General features: G+C 66.7%; 24 protein-coding genes. 11 read left to right on the top strand and 13 right to left on the bottom strand.

Annotation, left to right across the window (positions count from 1 at the left end; all coding sequences use genetic code 11):
- The first annotated feature begins 98 nt into the window (after positions 1-98).
- Positions 99-1,337 carry an MFS transporter gene (locus FJ430_RS05390; protein WP_140707075.1) on the top strand — a complete coding sequence of 413 codons (1,239 nt, stop codon included), beginning with the start codon at positions 99-101 and terminating at the stop codon, positions 1,335-1,337.
- Between the two features lie 78 nt (positions 1,338-1,415).
- Here FJ430_RS05390 and FJ430_RS05385 read toward each other — a convergent pair whose 3' ends face one another.
- Entirely contained in the window at positions 1,416-1,646 is a 231-nt protein-coding gene (locus FJ430_RS05385; RefSeq protein ID WP_140707077.1) for a hypothetical protein, read from the bottom strand.
- Positions 1,647-1,780: 134 nt separating this feature from the next.
- Between FJ430_RS05385 and FJ430_RS05380 the strand changes: the two genes are divergently transcribed.
- Positions 1,781-2,047 carry a hypothetical protein gene (locus tag FJ430_RS05380; RefSeq protein ID WP_140707079.1) on the top strand — a complete coding sequence of 89 codons (267 nt, stop codon included), beginning with the start codon at positions 1,781-1,783 and terminating at the stop codon, positions 2,045-2,047.
- A 114-nt stretch (positions 2,048-2,161) separates the two neighbouring features.
- Here the strand turns inward: FJ430_RS05380 and FJ430_RS05375 are convergent, their stop codons facing one another.
- The 5 genes from FJ430_RS05375 to FJ430_RS05355 are packed head-to-tail and all read right to left on the bottom strand — an operon-like array spanning position 2,162 to position 7,436.
- A complete protein-coding gene (locus tag FJ430_RS05375; protein WP_140707081.1) occupies positions 2,162-3,268 on the bottom strand; it encodes an SAM-dependent methyltransferase in 1,107 nt (368 codons plus the stop codon).
- A 12-nt stretch (positions 3,269-3,280) separates the two neighbouring features.
- Positions 3,281-3,859, bottom strand: a complete 579-nt coding sequence (locus FJ430_RS05370; protein WP_181175473.1) for a DUF3726 domain-containing protein — start codon at positions 3,857-3,859, stop codon at positions 3,281-3,283.
- Entirely contained in the window at positions 3,856-5,511 is a 1,656-nt protein-coding gene (locus FJ430_RS05365; RefSeq protein WP_140707085.1) for a hypothetical protein, read from the bottom strand. The genes FJ430_RS05370 and FJ430_RS05365 overlap by 4 nt, the downstream gene beginning before the upstream one ends.
- Positions 5,508-6,512: an Ldh family oxidoreductase gene (locus FJ430_RS05360; RefSeq protein ID WP_140707087.1), complete on the bottom strand. Its 1,005-nt coding sequence runs from the start codon at positions 6,510-6,512 to the stop codon at positions 5,508-5,510. The genes FJ430_RS05365 and FJ430_RS05360 overlap by 4 nt, the downstream gene beginning before the upstream one ends.
- Before the next feature lie 15 nt (positions 6,513-6,527).
- Positions 6,528-7,436 carry a LysR family transcriptional regulator gene (locus FJ430_RS05355; protein ID WP_140707089.1) on the bottom strand — a complete coding sequence of 303 codons (909 nt, stop codon included), beginning with the start codon at positions 7,434-7,436 and terminating at the stop codon, positions 6,528-6,530.
- 100 nt (positions 7,437-7,536) lie between these two features.
- On the opposite strand from FJ430_RS05355, the gene FJ430_RS05350 reads away from it, so the two are divergent.
- On the top strand, positions 7,537-8,985 hold the full coding sequence (locus FJ430_RS05350; RefSeq protein ID WP_140707091.1) for an aldehyde dehydrogenase family protein: 1,449 nt from the start codon (positions 7,537-7,539) through the stop codon (positions 8,983-8,985).
- Positions 8,982-9,980 (top strand): membrane dipeptidase, encoded by a 999-nt coding sequence (locus FJ430_RS05345; RefSeq protein ID WP_140707093.1) that lies wholly within the window; start codon positions 8,982-8,984, stop codon positions 9,978-9,980. The genes FJ430_RS05350 and FJ430_RS05345 overlap by 4 nt, the downstream gene beginning before the upstream one ends.
- A gap of 68 nt (positions 9,981-10,048) precedes the next feature.
- On the opposite strand, the gene FJ430_RS05340 is transcribed toward FJ430_RS05345, so the two are convergent.
- The 6 genes from FJ430_RS05340 to hemC form a co-directional block, all read right to left on the bottom strand.
- On the bottom strand, positions 10,049-10,765 hold the full coding sequence (locus FJ430_RS05340; protein ID WP_140707095.1) for a glutamine amidotransferase: 717 nt from the start codon (positions 10,763-10,765) through the stop codon (positions 10,049-10,051).
- Positions 10,766-10,783: 18 nt separating this feature from the next.
- Positions 10,784-11,263: a TerB family tellurite resistance protein gene (locus FJ430_RS05335; protein WP_140707097.1), complete on the bottom strand. Its 480-nt coding sequence runs from the start codon at positions 11,261-11,263 to the stop codon at positions 10,784-10,786.
- A gap of 33 nt (positions 11,264-11,296) precedes the next feature.
- Positions 11,297-12,865 carry a heme biosynthesis protein HemY gene (locus FJ430_RS05330; RefSeq protein WP_140707099.1) on the bottom strand — a complete coding sequence of 523 codons (1,569 nt, stop codon included), beginning with the start codon at positions 12,863-12,865 and terminating at the stop codon, positions 11,297-11,299.
- A 10-nt stretch (positions 12,866-12,875) separates the two neighbouring features.
- On the bottom strand, positions 12,876-14,339 hold the full coding sequence (locus tag FJ430_RS05325) for a COG4223 family protein (RefSeq protein WP_140707101.1): 1,464 nt from the start codon (positions 14,337-14,339) through the stop codon (positions 12,876-12,878).
- A 106-nt stretch (positions 14,340-14,445) separates the two neighbouring features.
- Positions 14,446-15,159, bottom strand: coding sequence for a uroporphyrinogen-III synthase (locus tag FJ430_RS05320; RefSeq protein ID WP_140707103.1), 714 nt, complete (start codon positions 15,157-15,159; stop codon positions 14,446-14,448).
- A gap of 1 nt (position 15,160) precedes the next feature.
- On the bottom strand, positions 15,161-16,084 hold the full coding sequence (hemC, locus tag FJ430_RS05315) for a hydroxymethylbilane synthase (RefSeq protein WP_140707105.1): 924 nt from the start codon (positions 16,082-16,084) through the stop codon (positions 15,161-15,163).
- Positions 16,085-16,298: 214 nt separating this feature from the next.
- Between hemC and tsaD the strand changes: the two genes are divergently transcribed.
- The 6 genes from tsaD to FJ430_RS05285 all read left to right on the top strand — a co-directional run bounded on the left by tsaD (position 16,299) and on the right by FJ430_RS05285 (position 20,344).
- On the top strand, positions 16,299-17,384 hold the full coding sequence (gene tsaD, locus FJ430_RS05310) for a tRNA (adenosine(37)-N6)-threonylcarbamoyltransferase complex transferase subunit TsaD (RefSeq protein ID WP_181175479.1): 1,086 nt from the start codon (positions 16,299-16,301) through the stop codon (positions 17,382-17,384).
- Positions 17,381-18,382 carry an NAD(P)H-dependent glycerol-3-phosphate dehydrogenase gene (locus FJ430_RS05305; protein WP_140707109.1) on the top strand — a complete coding sequence of 334 codons (1,002 nt, stop codon included), beginning with the start codon at positions 17,381-17,383 and terminating at the stop codon, positions 18,380-18,382. The genes tsaD and FJ430_RS05305 overlap by 4 nt, the downstream gene beginning before the upstream one ends.
- Positions 18,383-18,400: 18 nt before the next feature.
- Positions 18,401-18,697 (top strand): YciI-like protein, encoded by a 297-nt coding sequence (locus FJ430_RS05300; protein WP_140707111.1) that lies wholly within the window; start codon positions 18,401-18,403, stop codon positions 18,695-18,697.
- A 93-nt stretch (positions 18,698-18,790) separates the two neighbouring features.
- Complete coding sequence (locus FJ430_RS05295) at positions 18,791-19,216, top strand: EVE domain-containing protein (protein ID WP_140707113.1); 426 nt, start codon at positions 18,791-18,793, stop codon at positions 19,214-19,216.
- A complete protein-coding gene (locus FJ430_RS05290; protein ID WP_181175474.1) occupies positions 19,171-19,869 on the top strand; it encodes a class I SAM-dependent methyltransferase in 699 nt (232 codons plus the stop codon). The genes FJ430_RS05295 and FJ430_RS05290 overlap by 46 nt, the downstream gene beginning before the upstream one ends.
- A gap of 49 nt (positions 19,870-19,918) precedes the next feature.
- On the top strand, positions 19,919-20,344 hold the full coding sequence (locus tag FJ430_RS05285; protein WP_140646066.1) for a DUF1761 domain-containing protein: 426 nt from the start codon (positions 19,919-19,921) through the stop codon (positions 20,342-20,344).
- A 10-nt stretch (positions 20,345-20,354) separates the two neighbouring features.
- Here FJ430_RS05285 and gcvA read toward each other — a convergent pair whose 3' ends face one another.
- Positions 20,355-21,275 carry a transcriptional regulator GcvA gene (gene gcvA / locus FJ430_RS05280; protein ID WP_140658666.1) on the bottom strand — a complete coding sequence of 307 codons (921 nt, stop codon included), beginning with the start codon at positions 21,273-21,275 and terminating at the stop codon, positions 20,355-20,357.
- Positions 21,276-21,405: 130 nt separating this feature from the next.
- On the opposite strand from gcvA, the gene FJ430_RS05275 reads away from it, so the two are divergent.
- Positions 21,406-21,672 carry a hypothetical protein gene (locus tag FJ430_RS05275; protein ID WP_140707118.1) on the top strand — a complete coding sequence of 89 codons (267 nt, stop codon included), beginning with the start codon at positions 21,406-21,408 and terminating at the stop codon, positions 21,670-21,672.
- Positions 21,673-21,695: the final 23 nt, after the last annotated feature.

Below are 21,695 nucleotides of genomic sequence, written 5' to 3'. Positions count from 1 at the left end.
CATATGCGCCGCGAACTTTATTAAGTTTCATTGGCCGGAACAGCGCCCATTCGGGAAGTGCCCCGCTGGCCAGTGTTTTCGAAACGGGGCCTACCTTCATGACCGCAGAACAAATATCGCCGGAGCAGCGCTACGCTGCTTTCCGCCACCGCCCGTTCCTCAGCTATTGGACGGCGCGCTTCCTCACCACCTTCGCCACCATGATCGTGTCGGTCGCCGTCGGCTGGCAGGTCTATGACCTGACCCGCGACCCGTTCGACCTCGGCATTGTCGGCATCGTCCAGTTCCTGCCTTCGCTGCTTCTGGTTCTGGTCACCGGCGTGGTCGCCGACCGCTTCGGCCGCCGCCTCATCATGACCCTGGCGACTCTGGTCGAGGCCGGCTGCGCCTTGGCCTTGCTGCTTCTGACATTGCGCGGCCTGACCAGCCCGCTGCCGATCTTCATCGTGCTGGTGATGTTCGGCATCGCCCGCGCCTTCTACGGCCCGGCCTCCTCCTCGCTGTTCGCCAATCTCGTGCCGCAGGAGGATTTCGCCAACGCGATCGCCTGGAACTCGTCGGCCTGGCAGACAGCAACCATCGTCGGCCCGGTCGCCGGCGGCCTGCTCTACGGCGTTTCGGCGGAAGTCGCCTACGCTACAGCCGCGGTGCTGATGCTCGCCGCGGCCGCGCTCATCTTCACCATCCCCAAGCCCGCCCAGCAGACGGCCACCGACAAGCCGACGATGCAGACGCTGTTTGCCGGCTTCGGCTATATCTGGGGCGAGAAGATCGTGCTCGGCGCGATCTCGCTCGACCTTTTCGCCGTGCTTCTGTCGGGCGCCTCGGCGCTGCTGCCGGTCTATGCGCGCGACATATTGGAGCTCGGCCCCTGGGGGCTCGGCCTGCTGCGCTCGGCGCCGGGCATCGGCGCCATCTGCGTCGCCGTCTGGCTTGCCGGCCATCCGATCCGCGACCATGCCGGCAAGATCATGCTGGGCTTCGTCGCTCTGTTCGGCGCCTTCACCGTGCTGTTCGGCGTCTCGACCATCACCTGGCTGTCGATCGTGGCGCTCGCCCTGCTCGGCGCCACCGACATGTTCAGCGTCTATATCCGCGAGACGCTGATCCAGCTCTGGACACCGGACGAGGTGCGCGGCCGCGTCAACGCCGTCAACCAGGTCTTTGTCGGCGCCTCCAACGAGGTCGGCGAATTCCGCGCCGGCACGATGGCGGCGCTGATCGGCACGGTTCCCGCGGTGGTGATCGGCGGCATCGGCGCCATCGCCGTCGCCGGGCTGTGGGCCTATCTGTTCCCGGCGCTGCGCCAGGTACAGCACCTCAACAGCCGCAACTGATAAAGTTCTGATCTGGGCTGCTGGCCCGGGCTCGGGCCAATCAGGCGCCGCCGTCGCTCAATGAGATAGGAGCAGCTTCTACTCCGAAAAGCTGACGCTAACGCCGCGCTGCCGAAAATAGGCCTGCATCAACTTGCGGCCGGCGCGGTTGTTCTGCACCAGCCTGGTTGGATCGAACACCGCCTGTTTTTTCCCCTCTCGCGTCAGCGCTGCCTTGAGTGCCGCGATATGGGCGTCGATGTCGGCATTGTCCGCTCGGAGTGAGGCGTAGATGCTTTCGGTCGCCTCGGCCACGGTCAGTTCGTTCACAGGGTGTCGTCCTTTGATTGATCGGGCGGCGCATAACACAGATTCGTGGCCGCGCCGATACCATCCATTTTTGTTCCTCGCGTTTTGAGGGGATGGCTTCTATTTTGGGCAGGGCCTAACAGGAGGGTTACGTTGTGAAAATACGCACGACGACGCACAATCATCCCGGAGAACCAGGCGTCATTCTGCTGGATCAGCCATTGGCGAACATGGCCGTGGCGACCGACATTCGCGATGGTGCAACGACGCTGTTCGGAACCGTCGATCTGCAGGTGAACTATTCCGGCAAGTACGACATCACAGTTGAATTATCACCGGACGAACTCACGCGCGTCTACCAGCTGCTCGTCAAAAATCTCCTCGGGAAAATACAGGAACTTACCGCTGAACCAGTGCCTTGAAATTCTTTAACCCCGGGGATTTCGCACAAGCACCTGATACCGAGCGGCGCGAAGTTCGGCGTGGCCTCCTTGACGTCCCACGATCGAGACCAGGCGCAAGGCCGGGGCGCACACTTATCCTTTGACGATCTCCGTCACGCAGTGGACGTAGTCCATCCGATGGCCTTCGGGGGCGCGCGCGACATCGGCTTCGTACGCGCCGTAAAGAGCGTCGACGATTGCGGAACGATCGGCCGCGGGACGCGACGGGTCGAGCGCGTTGGCAAAGACGGTTTCCGACCAGGAGCGGAGCGTCGGCACATAGGCCCTGGCGAAGGTCTGCGCATTGCCATGGACCCGGAAGGCTTCGGCATAGGGGCACGGCGTCACCATGGTGAAGATGTTTTCCAGCCTCAGTCCGGCCTGCGACACCGGCGAAGCGGGATCGCGGAAGGGTGCCGCGAACTCGCCCGGCGTCTTGTAGAATTGCTGGAACGTCGCGTTGACATATTCCGTCTCGCTGATCCGCCCCGCCTGAGCCAGGTCGCGCCAATGGCGCGCGAAGCCGTCGAACATATCGACCCTGGTCGTGTGTCCGAGATAGCGCCCTTCCTCGTCGACGCAGAAATTGGCCAGCGCCAGCCTGCCGCCCGACCTGAGCTCGCGCGCCCTGGCCAGCAGGATCGTCTCCCAGTCGCGCAGTCCCTGGGCGCGAAACTGCGCGCGCTCGGCATCGGTCGCGCCGACAGCCTGGACATGGTCGGCGATCATGCAGGGCCGCTTGCTGATCCAGTGCATCGCCGTGGCGGAAAAGCCGAACGAGAGCGAATTGTCCGGCACGATCTGCCGATAGAAGCTGGTGCCGCTGCCGAAGATGTAGAGCCCGGGCGTCTCGGCCAGCGGAACCTCCGTCGAGGTGCCAAGCAGTCCCTGGCTGAGCCGGAACAGCGTCGAGAAATCATTGTGGGGCAGGTCGGTGTAGGTGATCGATATCGCCCGGTCCGGTTCCCTCTCCCGAACGGCGCCGACCAGCCGCCGCATCATGTCCATCGATGTGCCGCCATCGGCCGCGCCGAAATCGGCGATGGCGAATGGCTGGCCGTCGGCCAGCCGGGGCATGCCGGCGACGGCCTCGACGACGAGATCGCCGACCTTGTCGATGACGTATTTGGCGCCCACGGTGTTGGCCGAGTAATAACCCGCTCCGCGCATGGCGATCTTCTGGCCGTCGGCTGCGCTCATTTTTTTCTCCCCTTATTCGTCGTCCACCCGGCCGCCGCCGGCACCACGCACACGCGACCCTTCGCTTTCCGGCACATAGGTTCTCGCGGCGAAGGAATTGAGCGCCGCAAGCGTCCGCTCGTCGATCGCGCCGCGCCGGCCCGAGGCCGGCTGCTCGATTTCGGGGCGGCGTTCGATGACGACATCGGCGCGTGTCACCGGCCCCACGGGCCGCGCCATGCGCATGGCCGAGCGGCGCAGCATGGCGTCGAGCCAGACAGGCAGGCCGACATCGATGATCGCCAGCGGCAGCGCGCTCGCTGGAAGCGGATCGTCGAGCAGCAAAGCCGCGGTTCGGATCGGGCAAAGTGGCGTTTCGGCCGGCTTGTCCGTCTCGCCTTTTCGCCAGCGCGCCGCGCGGGCAGGGTCGGGCGCCGCGAAGGACTGCGCGTTTTTGGCAAGGCTCAGCATGGCCAAGCCCCAGTTGTCGTCCTCGACCGCGATCCGGCGTGCCGCGCGGCCGATATCCTCGGCCAGTCCCCATGAAAATCCGGCGCCCCGCGCCGCCTTGGTGCTCAGCGTTTCCACCTCGTTGAGCGACAGGTCGATCACGCCGCCTCTCCTGCCGGAGCCATGGCGGCGACATCCTCGATCAGGGGCTCGCCGCTGAACAGCGCGATCCGCAGCCAGCGGTCGGAGCGCGGATCGAAGCTGCGCGCGCCGAAGAAAGCGAGCTTCGCGCGCAAGATGTCGACGGGCCGCAAGTCGGCGCCGATCAGATTGTCGTGGATCTCGGCATAGGGAAACCTGGCGACGATCTGGGCGCGCCGCACCGCGTGGCGCCATTCGGGCAGGCGCAGCAGGAAGTCCGCGACACTGGCCGTGGGTGGCTCCTGCGCCAGCGCGGCCGCCAGGCTGAGCGCGTCGCGCGCGGTGGCCAAAGGCTGTTCGAGCTCGGCGCCGTCCTCCTCGAAGCGTTCGCCGAGCCGGGGCTCGAGCTTCTCCGCCGAGACATACCAGAAACGCGCGTTGGCGGACGGCTCAGCGAAGTCGACCTTGGCCGCCCAGGAATAGGAGGCGAGAAGTGCCTGACGAAGCGAGGCGCAGCTCATGGTGCCGTCAATGGCATGGCCGAGCGTCTCGTCGGCCTTCATCGTGTCGCCGAGATCGTCAATCAGGGCACCGTGCGGCTCGAGGATCAGCGATAAGCAGGCCTCCTGTCCCTCGAGCGAGAATTTTTCTTCCGCGAAGCGATAGATCGCATCCCAGGGGCAGGGCTGCGCCAGAAGCCGGTCGAGGTTTTCGGCCAGCGCGTCGAGATCGGCGGCCAGCGACAAGGTCGCGGCGGCCTGGCGGTCATCGTTGCTATGCCAGCGAGCCACGCGCTGCCGCAGGTCGGCGAGCGCTTTCAAGAAAACGTCTCGTTCCGGCGCGCCGGCTTGCGGTTCGGCGCGCACCCTCGCCAGCGCGGTTTCGCGGGCCAGGAACCAGCTATGCGTCAACAACGGATGGCGCACGAGAAACGGCGCCATGCCGAGCCCCGTTGCATTGCCCACGCCGAGCGCTCGGCGCAAATCCGGCGCCAGCCTTGCCGCGCCGGCCGGATTGCGGAGATAGGCGATGTGGTCGACAAGATCGAGCGTGAAGGATCGGATCAGCCAGACCGTGAGCATTTCCGCCTGGAAGGATCCCGCAAGCTCCGGCGGTGTTGCGATCTCGTCGCGATCGGCGATGCCGAACTTGCCATTGCCGTAAACCGCCGTGGTGCGCAGCAAATAGCCGACGCCGAGCAACTGCTCCTCGTCCGGCTGTCGTCCCTGTGCCAGTGCCACGGCGACTTCATCGAACAGCCGCACGCTTTTGTTGGCGCGCGCCAGCACCAGTTCGCTTCTGGTGTAGCGGCCTGCCTCCTGCAGCGGCGCATTTGCCTCCAGCCGCGCGATTTCGGCGGCGTCCGGCAATCCGTCGTAAAGCACGTAGCTCGTGTCCCAGGCCTGCGCGATCACCCGGTCGGACCGCTTCTCGTCGTCGAGCGGGGTCGAGAACGCGACCAGGCTGTAGGTCCTTGCCGGTGTCTCGACCGCATAGACCGCGCGCCCGAATCCCTGGTCGTCGAGATCGAACAGGTGTTTGCGCACTCGCCATTTCTCCCTGCTGGCGCGGCGGATCAGCTGGCGCAGGAAACTGAGCCGCGTCGGATGCGCGGCGCCCAGCCGATGCAAGCGCATGACGACCTCCGGCGGGCGCAGCGCGATCGCCGTCATGCGGCGGTCCCTGCGAGCTTTTCCAAGGTGGCAAGCGTTTCCGCCGCTACCTCGATGCTCTCTTTGGTGTTCTGTTCGCGCGCGCCGAAGCGCCTTGTGCCCGGAAGCCTGGTATCGCCGGTGAAGGCGCCGGCGACGGTTTCCAGATTCCCCGCGAATGCCCCGGCCGATGTCGCTCCGGGCGAGACCGCCAGGAAGAACTGGCCGGTTCCCGGCGGACCTCCGGCCGTGCCGGAGAAGGGGCTGGCGACAAGCCCGGGATTGGCTCCCGTCAGGCACGCGGCAAATATCTCCACCAGCAAGGCGGAGCCGACGCCCTTGTAGGCGCCCGCCGGCGCCATCGTACCCTTCAACGCTTCGCCGGCGTCGGTGGTCGTCTCGCCGCTTGCGTCGAAAGCCCAGCCGGGCGGGATCGGCTCGCCGGCGCGGGCGCGCTTGATGACCTCGCTCTTGGCGACGACGCTGGCGCTCTGGTCGATGACGAAGCGCGCGCCGCCGTGCCCGTCGGGGACCGCCAGCGACCAGGGGTTGGTGCCCAGCGCCGCCTTGCGGCCGCCCCAGGGCGCGATCGAGGCCGGCGCGTTGGTGAAGCCCAGACCGACCATGCCGTCCCGGGCGATGTTTTCGGTGTGATAGCCGAGCGCGCCGCAATTGTAGGAATTGCGGATAGCCAAAGCCGCCACGCCTTGCGAGCGCGCCGCCTCGATCAGCGGCGGCAGGCCGATGGCGATGGCCGCGTGCGCAAAGCCGTTGCCGGCATCGACGGCGACGACCGACGGAGCCGGACGCGTCAGGCGCGGCTCGGCCTGCCCCAGGACCTTGCCGCAGATCAAATGCTCGCAATAGGTCGGCAGGTACATCAGGCCATGCGACTTCAGGCCGTCGCGTTCGGCTGCCGCGATGGCTGCGGCGAGCGCACGGGCCTGCGCCTCGCTGGCGCCATGGCGCAGCAGCGCGGTGCGGGCGAGCGTCTCGATGCGGGCTTGCGTCAGGCGCGTCATCCGGTCATCCGCCAATCATGCCGCCGCATAGCCGAACTCTCCTTCGCTCGCCTGCGTCTGTAGGCGAATGCATTCGATGAACCGCAGCGACGCCGGCTGCAGGTTGCGGCCTTCCTTGGCGATCCAGCCGACGGTCCGGCTCGAGCGCGGGTCGGCAAGGGGAACGAAGCGCACGTCATGGCCGCTTTTCCAGCGGCAGAGCCGGGGCAGGATGGTGACGCCGAGCCCTGCCTCCACCATCGCCAGGTTGGAGCTCACATTGGTCGCGGTGAGTTTCGAGCCGGCGGCGAGCGCCTCGGTCTCGGCAAGCCCCAGCGCCGTGGCCGCGCCATTGCGGATGAAGCTCTCGCCCTCGAGCTGCGTCCATTTCAGCGGGCGCTTGGATTTTGCCAGCGGATGATCGGCAGGGCAGACGAAATCGAGCGGCTCGTGGAACAGCGGCTCGAAACTGAGCTGCGGCCGCCTGGTGGCGAGCACGCACAGGCCCACTTCAACCATGCCGTTTTCGACGGCGTCGACGATGGCGCTGGAATCGCTGTCGCGGACGTGGATGTCGAACCGGCTGCCCTCGGCGCGAAGCTGGGCGATCGCGCGCGGCAGCAAGGTCACGGCGACCGAAGGCACGCTGGCAACGTCGCAGCGGCCCTGCCGGTCCGCCGCATAGCTGGTCATCGCCAGACAGGCGCGGTCGTAATGCGCGATCATGGCGCGCGCCTCGTCGAGCACGATGCGGCCGACCGGCGAAAGCGCGCCCTTGCGCTCGCTCTCGAACAATGGCGCGCCGATATCGTCTTCCAGTTGCTTCAAGGTCATCGACACGGCTGACGGGGTACGGCCGATCTGGTCGGCGGCGGCGCGCACGCCGCCGGTCTCGCAGACCGCGACGAAGCTGCGCATGCCGGTCAGGCTGATGGTTTTGGTCACTGTTAAGCTTGCCTGAACATTTGTGCCAAAAATTGAGCTTGATTGAAGTTCACAGCATTGGTTAGGTCGTTGTCAACCGAATTGATGTAGGTCGAACGAGATGCTGAACGGTCAGAACTTCGTTGCAGGCGAATGGCGCGACGGCGCCGACTGGGTCGAGGACGTCAATCCCTCCGACGTGACCGACATCGTCGGGCGCTTCGCCCAGGCGCGGCCGTCCGACGTCCATGACGCCGTGGCGGCGGCGCAAAGCGCGCAACGGGAATGGGCCGCGGCCGGGCTCGAAGCGAGAGCCGCCGTTCTCGACGCCATCGGTCGCGAATTGATGGCGCGCTCGAAGGAGCTCGGCGAACTGCTTTCGCGCGAGGAGGGCAAGACCCTTCCCGAGGGCGTCGGCGAGGTCTATCGCGCCGGCCAGTTCTTCACCTATTTCGCGGCTGAAGCCTTGCGCAATCTCGGCTCCTCGGCCGATTCCGTCAGGGCTGGCGTGGACGTTCTGATCGAGCGCGAACCGCTCGGCGTCGTCGCGATCATTTCGCCGTGGAATTTCCCCATCGCCACCGCGTCCTGGAAGATCGCGCCGGCGCTCGCCTTCGGCAATGCCGTGGTCTGGAAGCCGGCCAGCATCACTCCGGCCAGCGCCTGGGCGCTGACCGAGATCATCAGCCGGCAGGCGATCCCGAAAGGCCTGTTCAGCCTGGTCATGGGATCAGGATCGACGATCGGCCGCGAACTTGCCGCCAAAGCCGACATACAAGGGTTGAGCTTCACCGGCTCCGGTGCCGTCGGTTCCGGTATCGCGGCGCTGGCCGCCGCACGCTTCGTGAAGCTGCAGCTCGAAATGGGGTCGAAGAATCCGTTCGTGATCATGGACGATGCCGACCTCGACCGCGCCGTCGACCTTGCCGTGAACGGCGCCTTCGGCGGCACCGGGCAGAAATGCACGGCGGCATCCCGCCTGATCGTCCATCGGCCGATCCACGACGCCTTCGTCGACAAGCTGCTGGTGAAAACCAAAGCTCTGAAGGTCGGCCATGCGCTTGCGGCCGGCGTCCAGATGGGGCCGGTCGTCAGCGCCGAGCAGCTCTCGGCCAATCTTGACTATGTGACCCTCGGCATAAACGAAGGAGCGGAGCTTGTGACCGGCGGCGAAGCGCTCGACCTGGCGCATCGGGGCCACTACATGGCGCCGGCCGTGTTCCTCAACGGTCGCTCGCGCATGCGCATCAACCAGGAGGAGATGTTCGCGCCGATAACCTGCGTCATTGCCGCCGACGATCTCGACGAGGCGATCCTGCTGGCCAACGACACGCCTTACGGGCTGACGGCCGGCATCGCCACGCGCTCGCTGGCGCGCGCGACGAAATTTCGCCACGCCTCGCGCTCGGGCTGCGTCATGGTCAACCTGGCCACCGCCGGCACCGACTATCACGTGCCGTTCGGCGGCGTTCGCGCCTCCAGCTACGGCCCGCGCGAGCAGGGCCGCGCCGCGGTCGAGTTCTACACGCAGGTCAAGACGTCCTACATCCACGCGGGCGTGGCCGAATGACCAGCGACGCGCCGGGAGTGCTGATCGACGGGCTGCAATACTGCAACTGGTCGCGCGAAATTTTCGAGGAGATGCGCCGGGGAGGGCTGACCGCGGTTCACGCCACGGTCGGCTATCACGAAGGTTTTCGCGAGACGGTGCGCCACCTCGTCGATTGGCGCACTTGGCTTCGCGACAATGAGGACCTGATCCTTCTGGCGCGCGATGCCGGCGACATCGAGCGGGCGCGGGCCACGAACCGGACGGCGATCCTGCTTGGCCTGCAGAACCCGATGCCGATCGAGGACGACATCGGCTTGATCGAGATGCTTTTCGATCTCGGCATCCGCTTCATGCAGCTCACCTACAACAACCAGTCGCTGCTCGGCTGCGGCTGGATGGAGAAGGAGGACAGCGGTGTGACGCGGATGGGGCGCGAGGCCATCGCCGAGATGAACCGGCTCGGCATGATTATCGATCTGTCGCATGCGGGCGAGCGAACCGCGCTGGAAACGATCGCGCTCTCGGAGCGGCCGGTGGTCATCAGCCACGCCAATCCGCGCTGGCTGCGCGACAGCAACCGTAATGTCTCCAGGGCCCTATTGCAGGCATTGCGCGCAAAGGAGGGGCTGCTCGGCCTTTCGCTCTATCCGCTGCACCTCCCGAACGGCTCGGACACCACGCTGGAGCAGTTCGGAAAGATGGCTGCCGAAGCGGCCGGGATCATGGGGGCGGATCATCTCGGCATCGGCTCGGATCTCTGCCAGGACCAGCCCGACAGCGTCGTGCGCTGGATGCGCGAAGGCCGCTGGACCCGCGAGATCCAGGCGACCGCGAGCTTTCCGGGTCAGCCATCCTGGTTCAGATCGAACCTCGATTTTGCGAAGCTGTCGGAAGGTCTTCTCCCGGCCGGATTCGGTGAGGCCGAAACCGCGCTGGTTCTCGGCGGCGCCTGGCACCGCTTCCTCGAGGCCAGCCTGCCTTCCGCTCGGGATTCGCAGGCAACGAGCAGATAGGCGCGCGCCTCGGCAGGCGTAAGTCGTCTTCGGGTCAAGCTCGACCGTTCAGGGCAATCGGTTTTGCTCTACCCCGCGGCCGGCCTACCAAAAATCAGCGCCAAAAACTCGCTCAGCCAGCGCTTGAGATGCATGTCCCAGATCAGCCTGCCGCCGAGATGGTCGCGGCCGGGCTGCGCGCCGGGCAGCTCGAAGCGATGCGCGCCGCGCACCACCCAGCGCTGCATCATCACCCGGGTCAGCTCGCCATGGAACTGGATGCCCCAGGCATTCTCGCCATAGCGGAAAGCCTGGTTGGGATAGGTCTCCGCTGTCGCCAGCAGCGTCGCTTCCCTGGGCAGCGAAAAGCCTTCGCGGTGGAACTGGTAGACCATCTCCGGCCAGTGCAGCAGTTTCTTGCCGGCGTCGGTCGCCTTCAGCGGATACCAGCCGATCTCGACCAGGCCCTCGCCATGGCCCTCGACCTTGCCGCCGAGATGGTTGGCGAGCATCTGCGCGCCGAGGCATATGCCGAGGAACGGCCGGTTCTCCTTGAGCGGGATTTCCAGCCAGTCGGTCTCGCGGCGGACGAACTCGTCCTCGTCATTGGCGCTCATCGGCCCGCCGAACACCACAGCGCCGGCATGATCGTCCAGCGTGCTGGGCAGCCCGTCGCCGAGCGGCGGCCTGCGGATGTCGAGATCGAAGCCTTCTTCCAGGAGCATGTGGCCGACGCGGCCGGGGCTCGAATTCTCCTGATGCAGCACGATCAGGATTCTTGGTCTCGGCCTCGGTCTTGATGGCATGGAAGGCGAAGGGTCCTGTTATTCGTCGCTCGATTTGCCCCGCGCGCCGGGCGCCTCGGCCGCCGCTTTTTGGCGCGCCTCGATGCGGTCATGGCGCTCGACGCCGATCAGCTCGGCGACCCGCCAGACCGTGTTGTCCTCGAGCTCGTGCAGCTCGCCGTCGGCATAGACGATTTCCCACATCAGGCCGATGAAGGCCTTGCGCGCCTCGGCGTCGAGATCGCGCTTGAGCACGCTGGTGAAGGCGTAGAGGTCTATCGCCTCATTGTCGGCGCGCTCGCCGGCCGCGGCCAGCGCGTCGAGCTCCTCGCCGCTCACCGAATAGGTCTCGCCCAGGATCTCCTTGAACCGCTCCCATTCGACGTCCTGGCGCACGCCGTCGGCGTTCATCACATGGTAGAGCAGCGCCGAGGCCGCGACGCGCGGATCGTCGGCGCTCGGCCTGGCATGGCCGGCAGCCGGCAGATCTCTCAGGAAGGACAACACACGCTCGAACATCGACACCTTTTCCCTGCCCACCAAAACCCGACCTCAGAACAAACGAAACCGGCGCGGCGATTTATCCGCTTCTTCTTCCGGCGCGACACCCGGATCGTCCGGCAAAGGCGGTAATTCCGAACCCCGTCCGGTGGTTTCAGCTTCGCTGACGGCTTCCGCAACGGCCGCGTCCCTCTCGCCGCCATTCGCCGGCACCGGCTTCTGGGCGGGCGCGTCGGCAACAATATCGATCGCCTTTTCAGCGGGTGCGGCGGGCTGCGCAGCGGTGATCGCCGGCACCGCAACGTCCGTCTCGCTGTCGATCAGCTGGCCAAGCCGTTCCATCGGCGCGCGCCAGGTGAAGGCGTCGAGCTTGCCGGTGACCGGCGACACCGGCGCCCAGCGCTCGGAGATGACGCCGTCCGCCACCCAGGCCGGATCGCGCGGGGCGCGCACAGCCTTCGACAGCAGCTGCCGCACCTTGCCCTGGTCGCCGGTCTCGGCTTCCTCGATATCGGCGAGCAGCAGATAGGCGCCCTCGCGGCGATCCATGCGGATCGCGGCCTCCGCCTCGCGCCGCGCGGTGGCGAAATCCTGCGCGTCGAGCGCCGCCCGCGCCACGGTCATGGACGACTCGGCGTGATTCTTCTTCAATTCCTGCAGTTTCTTCGCCCGGTTGAGGCGGTCGAGCACGGCATCGCCCGGCCTGGCATGGGTGTAGAGCTCGGCGATATCCGGATGCGGCTCAGCCTTCCACGCGGCCTCCAGTATCTTGGAGCCCTTGCGCACGTCGTTTTGCCGGATAACCAGATCGGCGGCGATCACTGCCGCCGGCGCGAAATCCGGCGCCAGCTTGTTGGCTTCGAGCGCCGCGGTGCGGGCCGCGTTCGGGTCGCTGTCGACCAGCGCCTGCGCCTTGGCGGTGAGCAGCACGGCGCGGCGGCGGTTGGCCGCGTCGCGCTCGATCTGCCTTGTCGATTTCTGCGCCTCGACCAGCTTCAGCGCGCCGTCCCAGTCGCCGCGTTCGGTCAGCTCCTCGAGCGTCGATTCCGCCGCCCAGGCAAGCTGCGGCGCAACCGCCGCCGCACGGCCAGCATAGTGGCGCGCGGCATTGCGGTCGCCGAGGCGCTCGGCCTCGAGATAGAGCCCGCGCAGGCCGAGCAGCCGCATCTCGGGATCGTCGAGCATGCGCTCGAACTTTTCCCGCGCGCCTTTATGGTCGCCTTCGAGCAGCGAGGCCTGGGCGTCGAGCAGATTGATCAGCGGCTCCTGATCCGAGTTGATCAGCTTCACCGCCTCCTTGGTCTTCTTGCGCGCCAGCGCGCCGTCGCCGGCGCCGGCGGCGATCATGCCCGTCGACAGCGCCTGGTAGCCGCGGTCGCGGCGGCGCACCCGGAAATAGCGCGAGATCGTGTAGGGGCTGTTCCACAGCGACTTGATCAGCCACCAGACGATCATCACCGCGGCGACCACGGCGACGATCGCCACCGCCGCCACCATCAGCGTGATCTGGTACTGGTAGCCGTTGAAGGTAACGATCATGTCGCCCGGGCGGTCGGCCAGCCAGGCGAAGCCCAGTCCCAGCGCGAAGACGACGGCGAGGAAGACGAGGAGGCGGATCATCTTGTCGTCCTCACGTCTTCGTCGCGCCGGCAATCAGCGCTTCGAGCTGCTTTTCGACGTCCAGCCGCGCCTTCAGTTTGCCAGCAAAATCGGCGCCGGCCGCTTTCGCCGCGTCGGGCAGCGTATCGTATTCGCCGAGCGCCTTGGCGTAGTCGCCCTGGTTGACCGCCACTTCCATGCGGGCCACGGTTTCCGGCGCGCCCTTGCCTTCGATAGTCCCCACCGGCCGTACCTTGACCAGCGATTCCGCGCTCGACACCAGGCTCTGGAAGAAGCCGGCATTCTGGTCGACCGGTGTCGCCGCCTCGACCATGGCATTGGCGGCCGCATCGGCCTCCGAAGCGATGGTGGCGCGGGTCGGCACGCCCTTTTCGGCATAGGAGCGCAGCGCCGCGAGCTCCGGCGCATCCGGCGCGATCGCCGCGAACGTATCGAGCTCGGTCGCGAATGGCGCGCCGCGATCGAGCGCCGACTTCAGCGCCGAGGCCGCGATCGCCAGCGCGATCTTGGGCTGCGAGGCCTGCGCCTCGACCTTGCCGGAAAGCTGCGACACGGACTGTTCCAGCGCCGCGACCCGGCCGTCCTCGGCCTTGGCCGCGTCGCCGGTCGATTTCACCAGCGCGTCGAGCCCGGCGATCTTCTCGTTGAGCGGCCCGAGATCGACGGGCGCCACGCTGCCGTTCTTCTGCAGGCCGGCGACAGCCGTCTCGATCTGGCCGACCTTGTCGCCGAGCGCCTTGAGCGCGGCGCCGTCGCCGCTCTGTCCGGCCGAGGATTTCAGCGTCGCTACATCGGCCTTGACCTGGTCGAGCGCCGACGAAAGGCCGTCGACCTTGGCCGACGCACCCGTGTCGCCGCTTTCCTTCAGCGCCGCGATCTCGCTCTTCAGCGAAGCGATCTCGCCATTGACGCCATCGAGGGATCCGCCGCCCGAGCCTGGCGCGCCAAGCATGCCGACCGCCTGCAGCAGGCCGGCGCCGGCAAGCGCGATCACGCCGCCGATGACGCCCGCGGCGATGGCGTTGACGCCGGTTTTGCGCGAAGGCTGCGGCACGCGATCCTCGCTCCGTGTCTCGCTTGGCTTCTCTGTGGATGCGCCGGCGCCGGGCGCGGAGGCGTCCTCAAAATTATACTCGAAGCCCTTGGACTGGCTCTTCGACGCATCGGAACCGCCGGGGTACGGCGCCTCCGGCTCGTCCTTGCCGGCCTCGGGCCTGTCGGCCGCCGCCTGCGCGGCGTCGCTATGCTCCCACGGCTCGATATCGGCCTGCTCGGCATGGATCGGCTCTTCCGGCGCCTCCGGCTGCGAAGCGGCGGCGGCCTCTTGCGCCTTCGCCTCGTCGGTCTGCGCGGCCTCGGCCTCGGCCTTGGCGGCATCCTCGTCGGTGATTCGCGAGACGGCGCCGGGCTCGAGTTCGATGGTCACCGGCTCGCGCCGGGTCTTCGAATGTCGCATCTTCGGCGTCTTGACCATGCTTGGGCTCCGCAAAATGGCTTGAGGATGGATCAATGGGTCCAGAGCGTCAGGATGCTCTAGCACATCACCAAGCGGTGAAAAGGGGGCGGTGTGATGACGTGGCTCAGCCGGGCAGCGACAAAAGCGCCAGCAGCGCATCTTCCTCGGGCTTGGATGCGATGCGGATCGGTTGACGGACGATCCCCTGCAGCGGCTCGGCGACACGCGCCGAAAGCGCTAAAAATTCTGTTTTTCCAAAGAGATGCCGCAGGGCTGGCCGCGTTGCCAGGTCGACCAGCGCGGCACTGGCCTTGGCCGAATAGAGCAGCGCCGCCTCGACCGGCTGGCGCGACAGGCGGGCGACCACGTCGGCATCGCCATAGTCGACACCTGTCGTGTCGTAGGTCTCGATCGCCTGGACATGCACTGCCGCCGCCGCCAGCCGCCGCTCGAATACCGGGAAGCGGACGCGGCCGCACAGATAAACGATTGCCTTGCCGGCAAGGCCGCCGGCGATGGCGTCGGCCAGCGCTTCGGCGTCACCCGGACCTTCCGTGACGGAGAGGAACCCCGCCGCGCGGCAGGCTTCGGCCGTCCTTTTGCCAACCGCGTGGCAAGGCAGGCTCGCAAGCGCCGCGATCAGCGCCCCGGGCGCATGCCGCACCGCATTGGCGCTGGTGACGGCGACCGCGACGCTCTCGGCGCCGACGGTCGCCTCGGCCGGCAATGTCCTCGTCTCGGTCAATGGCAGCAGGATCGGCCGGAATCCCAAGGTTTCGAGGCGTCGTCCCGTGCGCGACGCGCCGGGCTCCGGCCTCGTCACCAGGACGCGGACCATGTCAGGCCCAGCCGTCGAAGAATTTAGCACCGGCCCTGGCGCGAACCGTCCGCGCGGCGTCCAGGCCGATCTCCGCCGCGTCCGCGGCCTCGCCGTCCAGCCGGACCTCATGCGATTCCGTGCCGTCGGGCGAGATGATCAGCCCGGCGAAGGACAGTTTCTCGCCCGAGACCGTCGCATGACCGGCGATCGGCGTGCGGCACGAGCCGTCGAGCGCGGCGAGGAAGGCGCGCTCGCAGGCCAGCGCCTGGCCGGTCGGCACGTGATGGATCGCCGCCAGCATTCTCTCGACGTCGCGGTCGCCGATACGGGTTTCGATGCCGATCGCGCCTTGCCCCGGCGCCGGCGGGAAAGCCTCCAGCGGCATCAGGTCGGTGACGACATGTTCGAGCCCGAGCCGCTTCAGCCCGGCATAGGCGAGGATGGTGCCCTCGGCGACGCCTTCGTCCAGCTTGCGCAGCCGCGTCTGCACATTGCCGCGGAACATCACCACCTCGAAATCCGGCCGCATCCGGCGAAGCAGCGCCTGGCGGCGAAGCGATGACGATCCGACGATCGCGCCATGCGGCAGGTCGGCGATCCGCTTCACCCTCTTGCCGATGAAGGCGTCGCGCGCGTCCTCGCGCGGCAGGAAAGTGGTAAGCTCCAATCCGACGGGCAGCACCGTCGGCATGTCCTTCGACGAATGCACGGCGATGTCGATGCGGCCATCGAGCAGCGCTTCTTCGATTTCCTTGGTGAACAGGCCCTTGCCGCCGGCTTCCGACAGCGGCCGGTCCTGGATGCGGTCGCCGCTGGTCGAGATCGGCATTACTTCGAATGCCTGCTCGGGCAGCCCATGCGCCTGCATCAGCCGCGCCCGCGTCTCATGCGCCTGGGCGAGCGCCAGCGGGCTGCCGCGTGTTCCGATTTTCAAAGTTTGCATGGCGCGCGGTCCGTGATAACCCCCGAGTGAACTCGAGGTCTGCCGAGATTCAAGGTCAGGCCGAGCCGAAAACGGTGGGTTTCGAGAACCGGAGCGGAGCGTACTTTTGGGTACGTGAGCACCGGAAGCGCAGAAACCCGCCATTTGCAGGCCGGCATCACCTGAATATCGACAGACCTCCGGCGACACAATCTTTGTGGACAGCGACCAATTGATCCGCGTTCTGGGCATTGAGACGAGTTGCGACGAGACGGCGGCCAGTGTGGTGGCGCTGGACGGCGGCTCCGCGCCCGAAATCCTGTCCAACATCGTGCTCAGCCAGATCGAGGAGCATGCGGCCTTCGGCGGTGTCGTGCCGGAGATTGCCGCGCGCGCCCATGTCGAGGCGCTGGACGGCATCATCGAGGCAGCACTTGCCGACTCGTCGGTCTCGCTCGACGAGGTCGACGCGATTGCCGCGACGGCGGGGCCGGGTCTGGTCGGTGGGCTGATCGTCGGCTTGATGACCGCCAAGGCGATCGCCGCCGCCGCCAACAAGCCGCTGATCGCCATCAACCACCTCGAAGGCCATGCGCTGACGGCGCGGCTGACCGACGGTCTCGACTTCCCCTATCTGCTGCTGCTCGTCTCCGGCGGCCACACCCAGATCGTCGCGGTGCGCGGCGTCGGCGATTACCAGCGCTGGGCGACCACCATCGACGATGCGTTGGGCGAAGCCTTCGACAAGACGGCCAAGATGCTCGGCCTGCCCTATCCCGGCGGGCCGAATGTCGAGAAGGCCGCCGCCAACGGTGATCCCCGCCGCTTCGCCTTCCCGCGCCCGATGAAGGGTTCTGCGCAGCCTGATTTCTCCTTCTCGGGCCTGAAGACGGCGGTGCGCCAGGCGGCGACCGCCATCGCGCCGCTCAGCGACAAGGACGTCGCCGATATCTGCGCCTCTTTCCAGGCGGCGGTGGCCGACGCATTGGGCGACCGTGTGGCGCGCGCGCTTGCCCGCTTCCGCCAGGAATTCCCCGGCCAGGCGAAGCCGGCGCTGGTCGTCGCCGGCGGCGTCGCCGCCAACCGCACCATCAAGGCAACGCTTGAAGCGCTTTGTTCGCAAGCCGGCTTCGCCTTCGTCGCGCCGCCGCAAAAGCTCTGCACCGACAATGCGGCGATGATCGCCTGGGCCGGCATCGAGCGGCTGCGCGCCGGCATCGCCGACGAAAACACCGCCGATTTCGTGCCGCGCTCGCGCTGGCCGCTCGACAGTGTTTCGGCACCCCTGGTCGGCTCGGGCCGGCGCGGGGCCAAGGCATGACCAAGAAAAGCACCAGCGGCTGGCGCGTCTCGGTGCTGGGCGGCGGCGCCTGGGGCACGGCGCTGGCGCTGGCCATGCTGCGCGCCGGCCATGATGTCCGGCTCTATGCGCGCGACGCCGAAACCGTTGCCGCCATCGCGCGCGGCGAGAACCCGCGCTACCTGCCTGGCATCAGGATCGAGCCTGGCATCACGGCCACCAGCGACATTGCCGCGGCGCTTGACGGCGCCGACTGCGTGCTCGCCGTGACGCCGGCGCAGTCGCTGCGCGCGGTTCTGGCCGATGCACGCAACCACGTCCCCGCAGGCGTGCCGCTGGTGCTTTGCGCCAAGGGCATCGAGCGCGACACCGGCGCGCTGCTGTCGGCGATCGTCGCTGAAAGCCTGCCGGGCAATCCGGTCGCGGCACTGTCCGGTCCGAGCTTCGCCAGCGATGTCGCGCGCGGCCTGCCGACGGCAGTCGTGGTTGCCGCTCGCGAAGGCGATCTTGCAGCGGAGCTCGCCGCGCGCTTCTCGGCGGAGAACCTGCGCTGCTATTCCAGCGACGACCTGATCGGCGTCGAGATCGGCGGCGCGCTGAAGAATGTCTTTGCCATCGCCGCCGGCGCCGTCACCGGCGCCGGGCTTGGGGCCAGCGCCCAAGCCGCCATGGTGACGCGCGGCTTCGTCGAATTGCGCCGCATCGGCGCCGCTTTCGGTGCCAGGCCGGAAACGCTGATGGGGCTTTCCGGCCTGGGCGACCTCTTGCTCACCTGTTCGTCATCGCAGTCGCGCAACTTTGCCTATGGCCTGGCGCTGGGCCAGGGCAAGCCGCTTGCCGGCCTGCCGCTGGCCGAAGGCGTGCCGACGGCCGGCATTGCCGCCCGAATCGCCGCCGAGCGCGGCATCGAGGCCCCGATCATCTCCGCCGTCGCCGCCATCCTCGACGGTAAGATAACCATCGGCCAAGCCGTGACCGCGCTGATGACACGCCCGCTCAAAACCGAAACCGACATCTGAACCCATCGGAGTTGAAAAATGCTGTTTGCGTTGATTTGCAAGGACAAGCCCGGCAGCCTGCAGCTGCGTGTCGATACGCGGCCGGCGCACGCGGCGTTCCTGGAAGGCTTGATCAGCGAAGGCAGGCTTGCCTTTGCCGGCCCCTTCCTCGACGCCGACGGCAAGCCGGACGGCAGCCTGGTGATGATCGAGGCGCCGGACATGGCTGATGCCCAAGCGTTGGCCGCCGCCGATCCTTACGCCAAGGCCGGCCTGTTCGAAAGCGTCCAGATCCGTCCGTGGAACTGGGTCTTCCAGAAGCCCGCCGGCGCATGATCCTTCGCTGCTCTCGCCGCAGCGATGGCGAGAGAGTAAGCATAGACGGGAACGCCATGCGTGGCGGTGCGACAAAGCGATGGGACAAACGATATGAACTACTGGCTGTTCAAGTCCGAACCCTCGGTCTTTTCCTTCGATGCGCTGAAGGCCAAGGGCAAGGCCGGCACGCAGTGGGACGGCGTGCGCAACTACGCCGCCCGTAACAACATGAAGGCGATGCAGATCGGCGATCTCGGCTTCTTCTATCATTCCAATGAGGGGCTCGACATCGTCGGCATCGCCGAGGTCTGCGCGCTGGCCCATCCCGACACCACGACGGACGATCCGCGCTGGGAATGCGTCGACATCCGCGCTTACAAGGACGTGCCGAAGCCGGTGACGCTGGAACAGGTCAAGGCCAATCCCAAGCTCGCCGAGATGGCGCTGGTTCGGCTCGGCCGGCTTTCCGTTCAGCCGGTGACGCTGGCCGAATGGAAAGAGGTCTGCCGCATGGCCGAACTCAACCCGGCGCCGTGACGAAGCTCACACCGAAGAGCGCGAAAAAATTCATCCTCGACAACACGGCGCTGATGGCGCCGCCGCATGTGCCGGAAGTGCTTTTGCACCTCGCCGACGAGGCGCATGATCTGTGGCTGCGCACCGAAGAGGAGCTGGCCGAGATCGGCCTGCCGCCGCCTTTCTGGGCCTTTGCCTGGGCCGGCGGCCAGGGTCTCGCCCGCTATGTGCTCGACCATCCCGGAACCGTGCGCGGCAAACGGGTGCTCGACTTCGCTTCCGGTTCCGGCCTCGTTGCCATCGCGGCGGCGAAAGCCGGCGCGGCAAAGGTGATCGCCGCCGACATCGATCCGTTTTGCGAGACGGCGATCGCGCTCAACCTCGAAGCCAACGCCGTCGAAGCGCAAATCCTCGGTACGAATTGTGTCGGCTCCGACGATGGCTGGGACGTCGTGCTTGCCGGCGACGTCTTCTACGACAAGGCTTTCGCCGACAGCTTGCTGCCCTGGTTCAAATCCCTGAACGCGCGCGGCGCCGAGATCCTCGTCGGCGATCCGGGTCGCGCCTATCTCCCCAGCATCGGGTTGGAATCGCTGGCCGTTTACCAGGTTCCTGTGACGCGCGTGCTGGAGGACGCCGAGGTCAAGCGCACGACTGTCTGGCGCCTTGCTTGACGGAATGGCCGAACAAGCGTTCCATCGCTATCGACTTGGAGGGGAAAGCATGGATTTTTCGGTCGTGAACTGGCTGGCGGTGATCGCCGCCGCTGTCGTGGCATGGTTGTTCGGCGCCGCCTGGTACATGGGCTTGAGCAAGCCCTGGCTGAAGGCGGCCAAGCTCGACCCCGCGACCATGAAACGCTCGGCCGTTCCCTTCATCGTCAGCTTCGTCGCCGAGCTTATCATGGCGCTTGTCCTGACACTGGTGGTGGGCGCGATAACCGGCGGCGAGCCCAACCCGATCGCGGGACTGCTGTTCGGCTTCGTGCTCTGGCTCGGCTTCATCGCCACCACGCTCACCGTCAACCACCGCTACGAGGGCTTCGGCTGGGCCCTGACACTGATCGATGCCGGCCACTGGCTGGGCGTGATGTTGATCATCGGCGCCGTCATCGGCTGGTTCGGCGCACCCGCCGCCCCCGCGGGCTGACCATAATAGTCTATGTCGGCGTCCTCGCCGCTTCCTCGGTAAGCCATTCGCGGAAGGCGGCGATGCGCGCGTCGTCCTTCGCGGCCTCGGGGTAGACCAGGAAATAGGCGAAGTCCGGCGCGACCTTGATGCCGAGCTCGAAAGGGCGCACCAGCCGCCCTTGCGAAAGGTCGTTTGCCACCATGGCGAAATCGGCCAGCGCCACCGCGTTGCCGTCGAGCGCCGCCTGCGTGGCATCCGTCGAGGACCTGAACACCAGCGTGCGGCTGTCGTCGAAATCGTCGACGCCGGCCGCCTGCATCCACATGCGCCAGTTCGGCCATGTCACGCCCTGCCGCGACCATTCGATATGCGCAAGCGTATGGTTGAAGAGATCGCGCGGCTCCTTCAGCGGCGGACCCGAGGCAAGGAGTGCCGGGCTGCACACCGGGATGATGATGTTTTCGAACAGCCGGTGCGCGGTGAGCCCCGGATATCTGCCGGTGCCGAAGCGGATGCCGACATCGACGTCGTCAAGGTCGAAATCCCGTACATCGTAGGTGATGTCGAAACGCAGCTCGACGCCCGGCTTCTGCTTGCGGAAATCGTCGACCCGCCGCATCAGCCATTTCGTCGCGAACTGCGCGTCGAGCGTCACCTTCAGCAGCGCCGTGCCGCGCGTCATCTTGCGGGCGCGGCTGACGGCGCGGTTCAACAGGTCGAGCGCATCGACCGAGGCCTCCAGCAGCACGCTGCCTGCCTCGGTCAGCCGGATGGTGCGGCTGGTGCGCGTGAACAGCACAAGGTCGAGCTGATCCTCGATTTCCTTGATCTGGTGGCTGACCGCCGCCGGGGTCAGGCCGAGCTCGTCGGCGGCGCGGGTGAAGTTGAGATGCCTGGCGGCCGCTTCGAACGTCCGCAGCGCACGCGTTCCCGGCAGCAGCTTGGACATGAGATCTCCAAATAAAACTTGATAATCGAAAAAGAACTACTCGTTTCTCGTTTGTTTTTCAATCCGGCATGATGGCTTCATCGAAACACTATCAAACCGGATTTGATATCCGGAGAACACGGATAGAGCCATGTCTGAGATCGCCCTGAAGTCCTGCACCTCCCTGGAACGCCCCTCCGGCCTAACCCTTTGGCTGCGTTCGGCACGCGATTGGCTGCGCCAGGCCCGGGTCGCCGCCCGACTGCCCCACGAGTCAGTCGAAGACCTCTCCAGCAGCCAGTTGCGCGACATCGGCGCCGGGCGCCGGGATGTGGCAAAGGCGATGGACCGGGAGCTTCGCGAGATCGGCCTGCTCGGCACGGGCTGGCAGAAACCGGGAAAGAGCAGTAGGGATTAGGCAGTAGGCAATAGAAAGAGAGC

This window comes from Mesorhizobium sp. B2-8-5 (genome assembly GCF_006440675.2).
Classification (GTDB): domain Bacteria; phylum Pseudomonadota; class Alphaproteobacteria; order Rhizobiales; family Rhizobiaceae; genus Mesorhizobium.
Note: the sequence above shows the minus strand (reverse complement) of the source record. Positions and strands in the feature narration are given on the sequence as shown.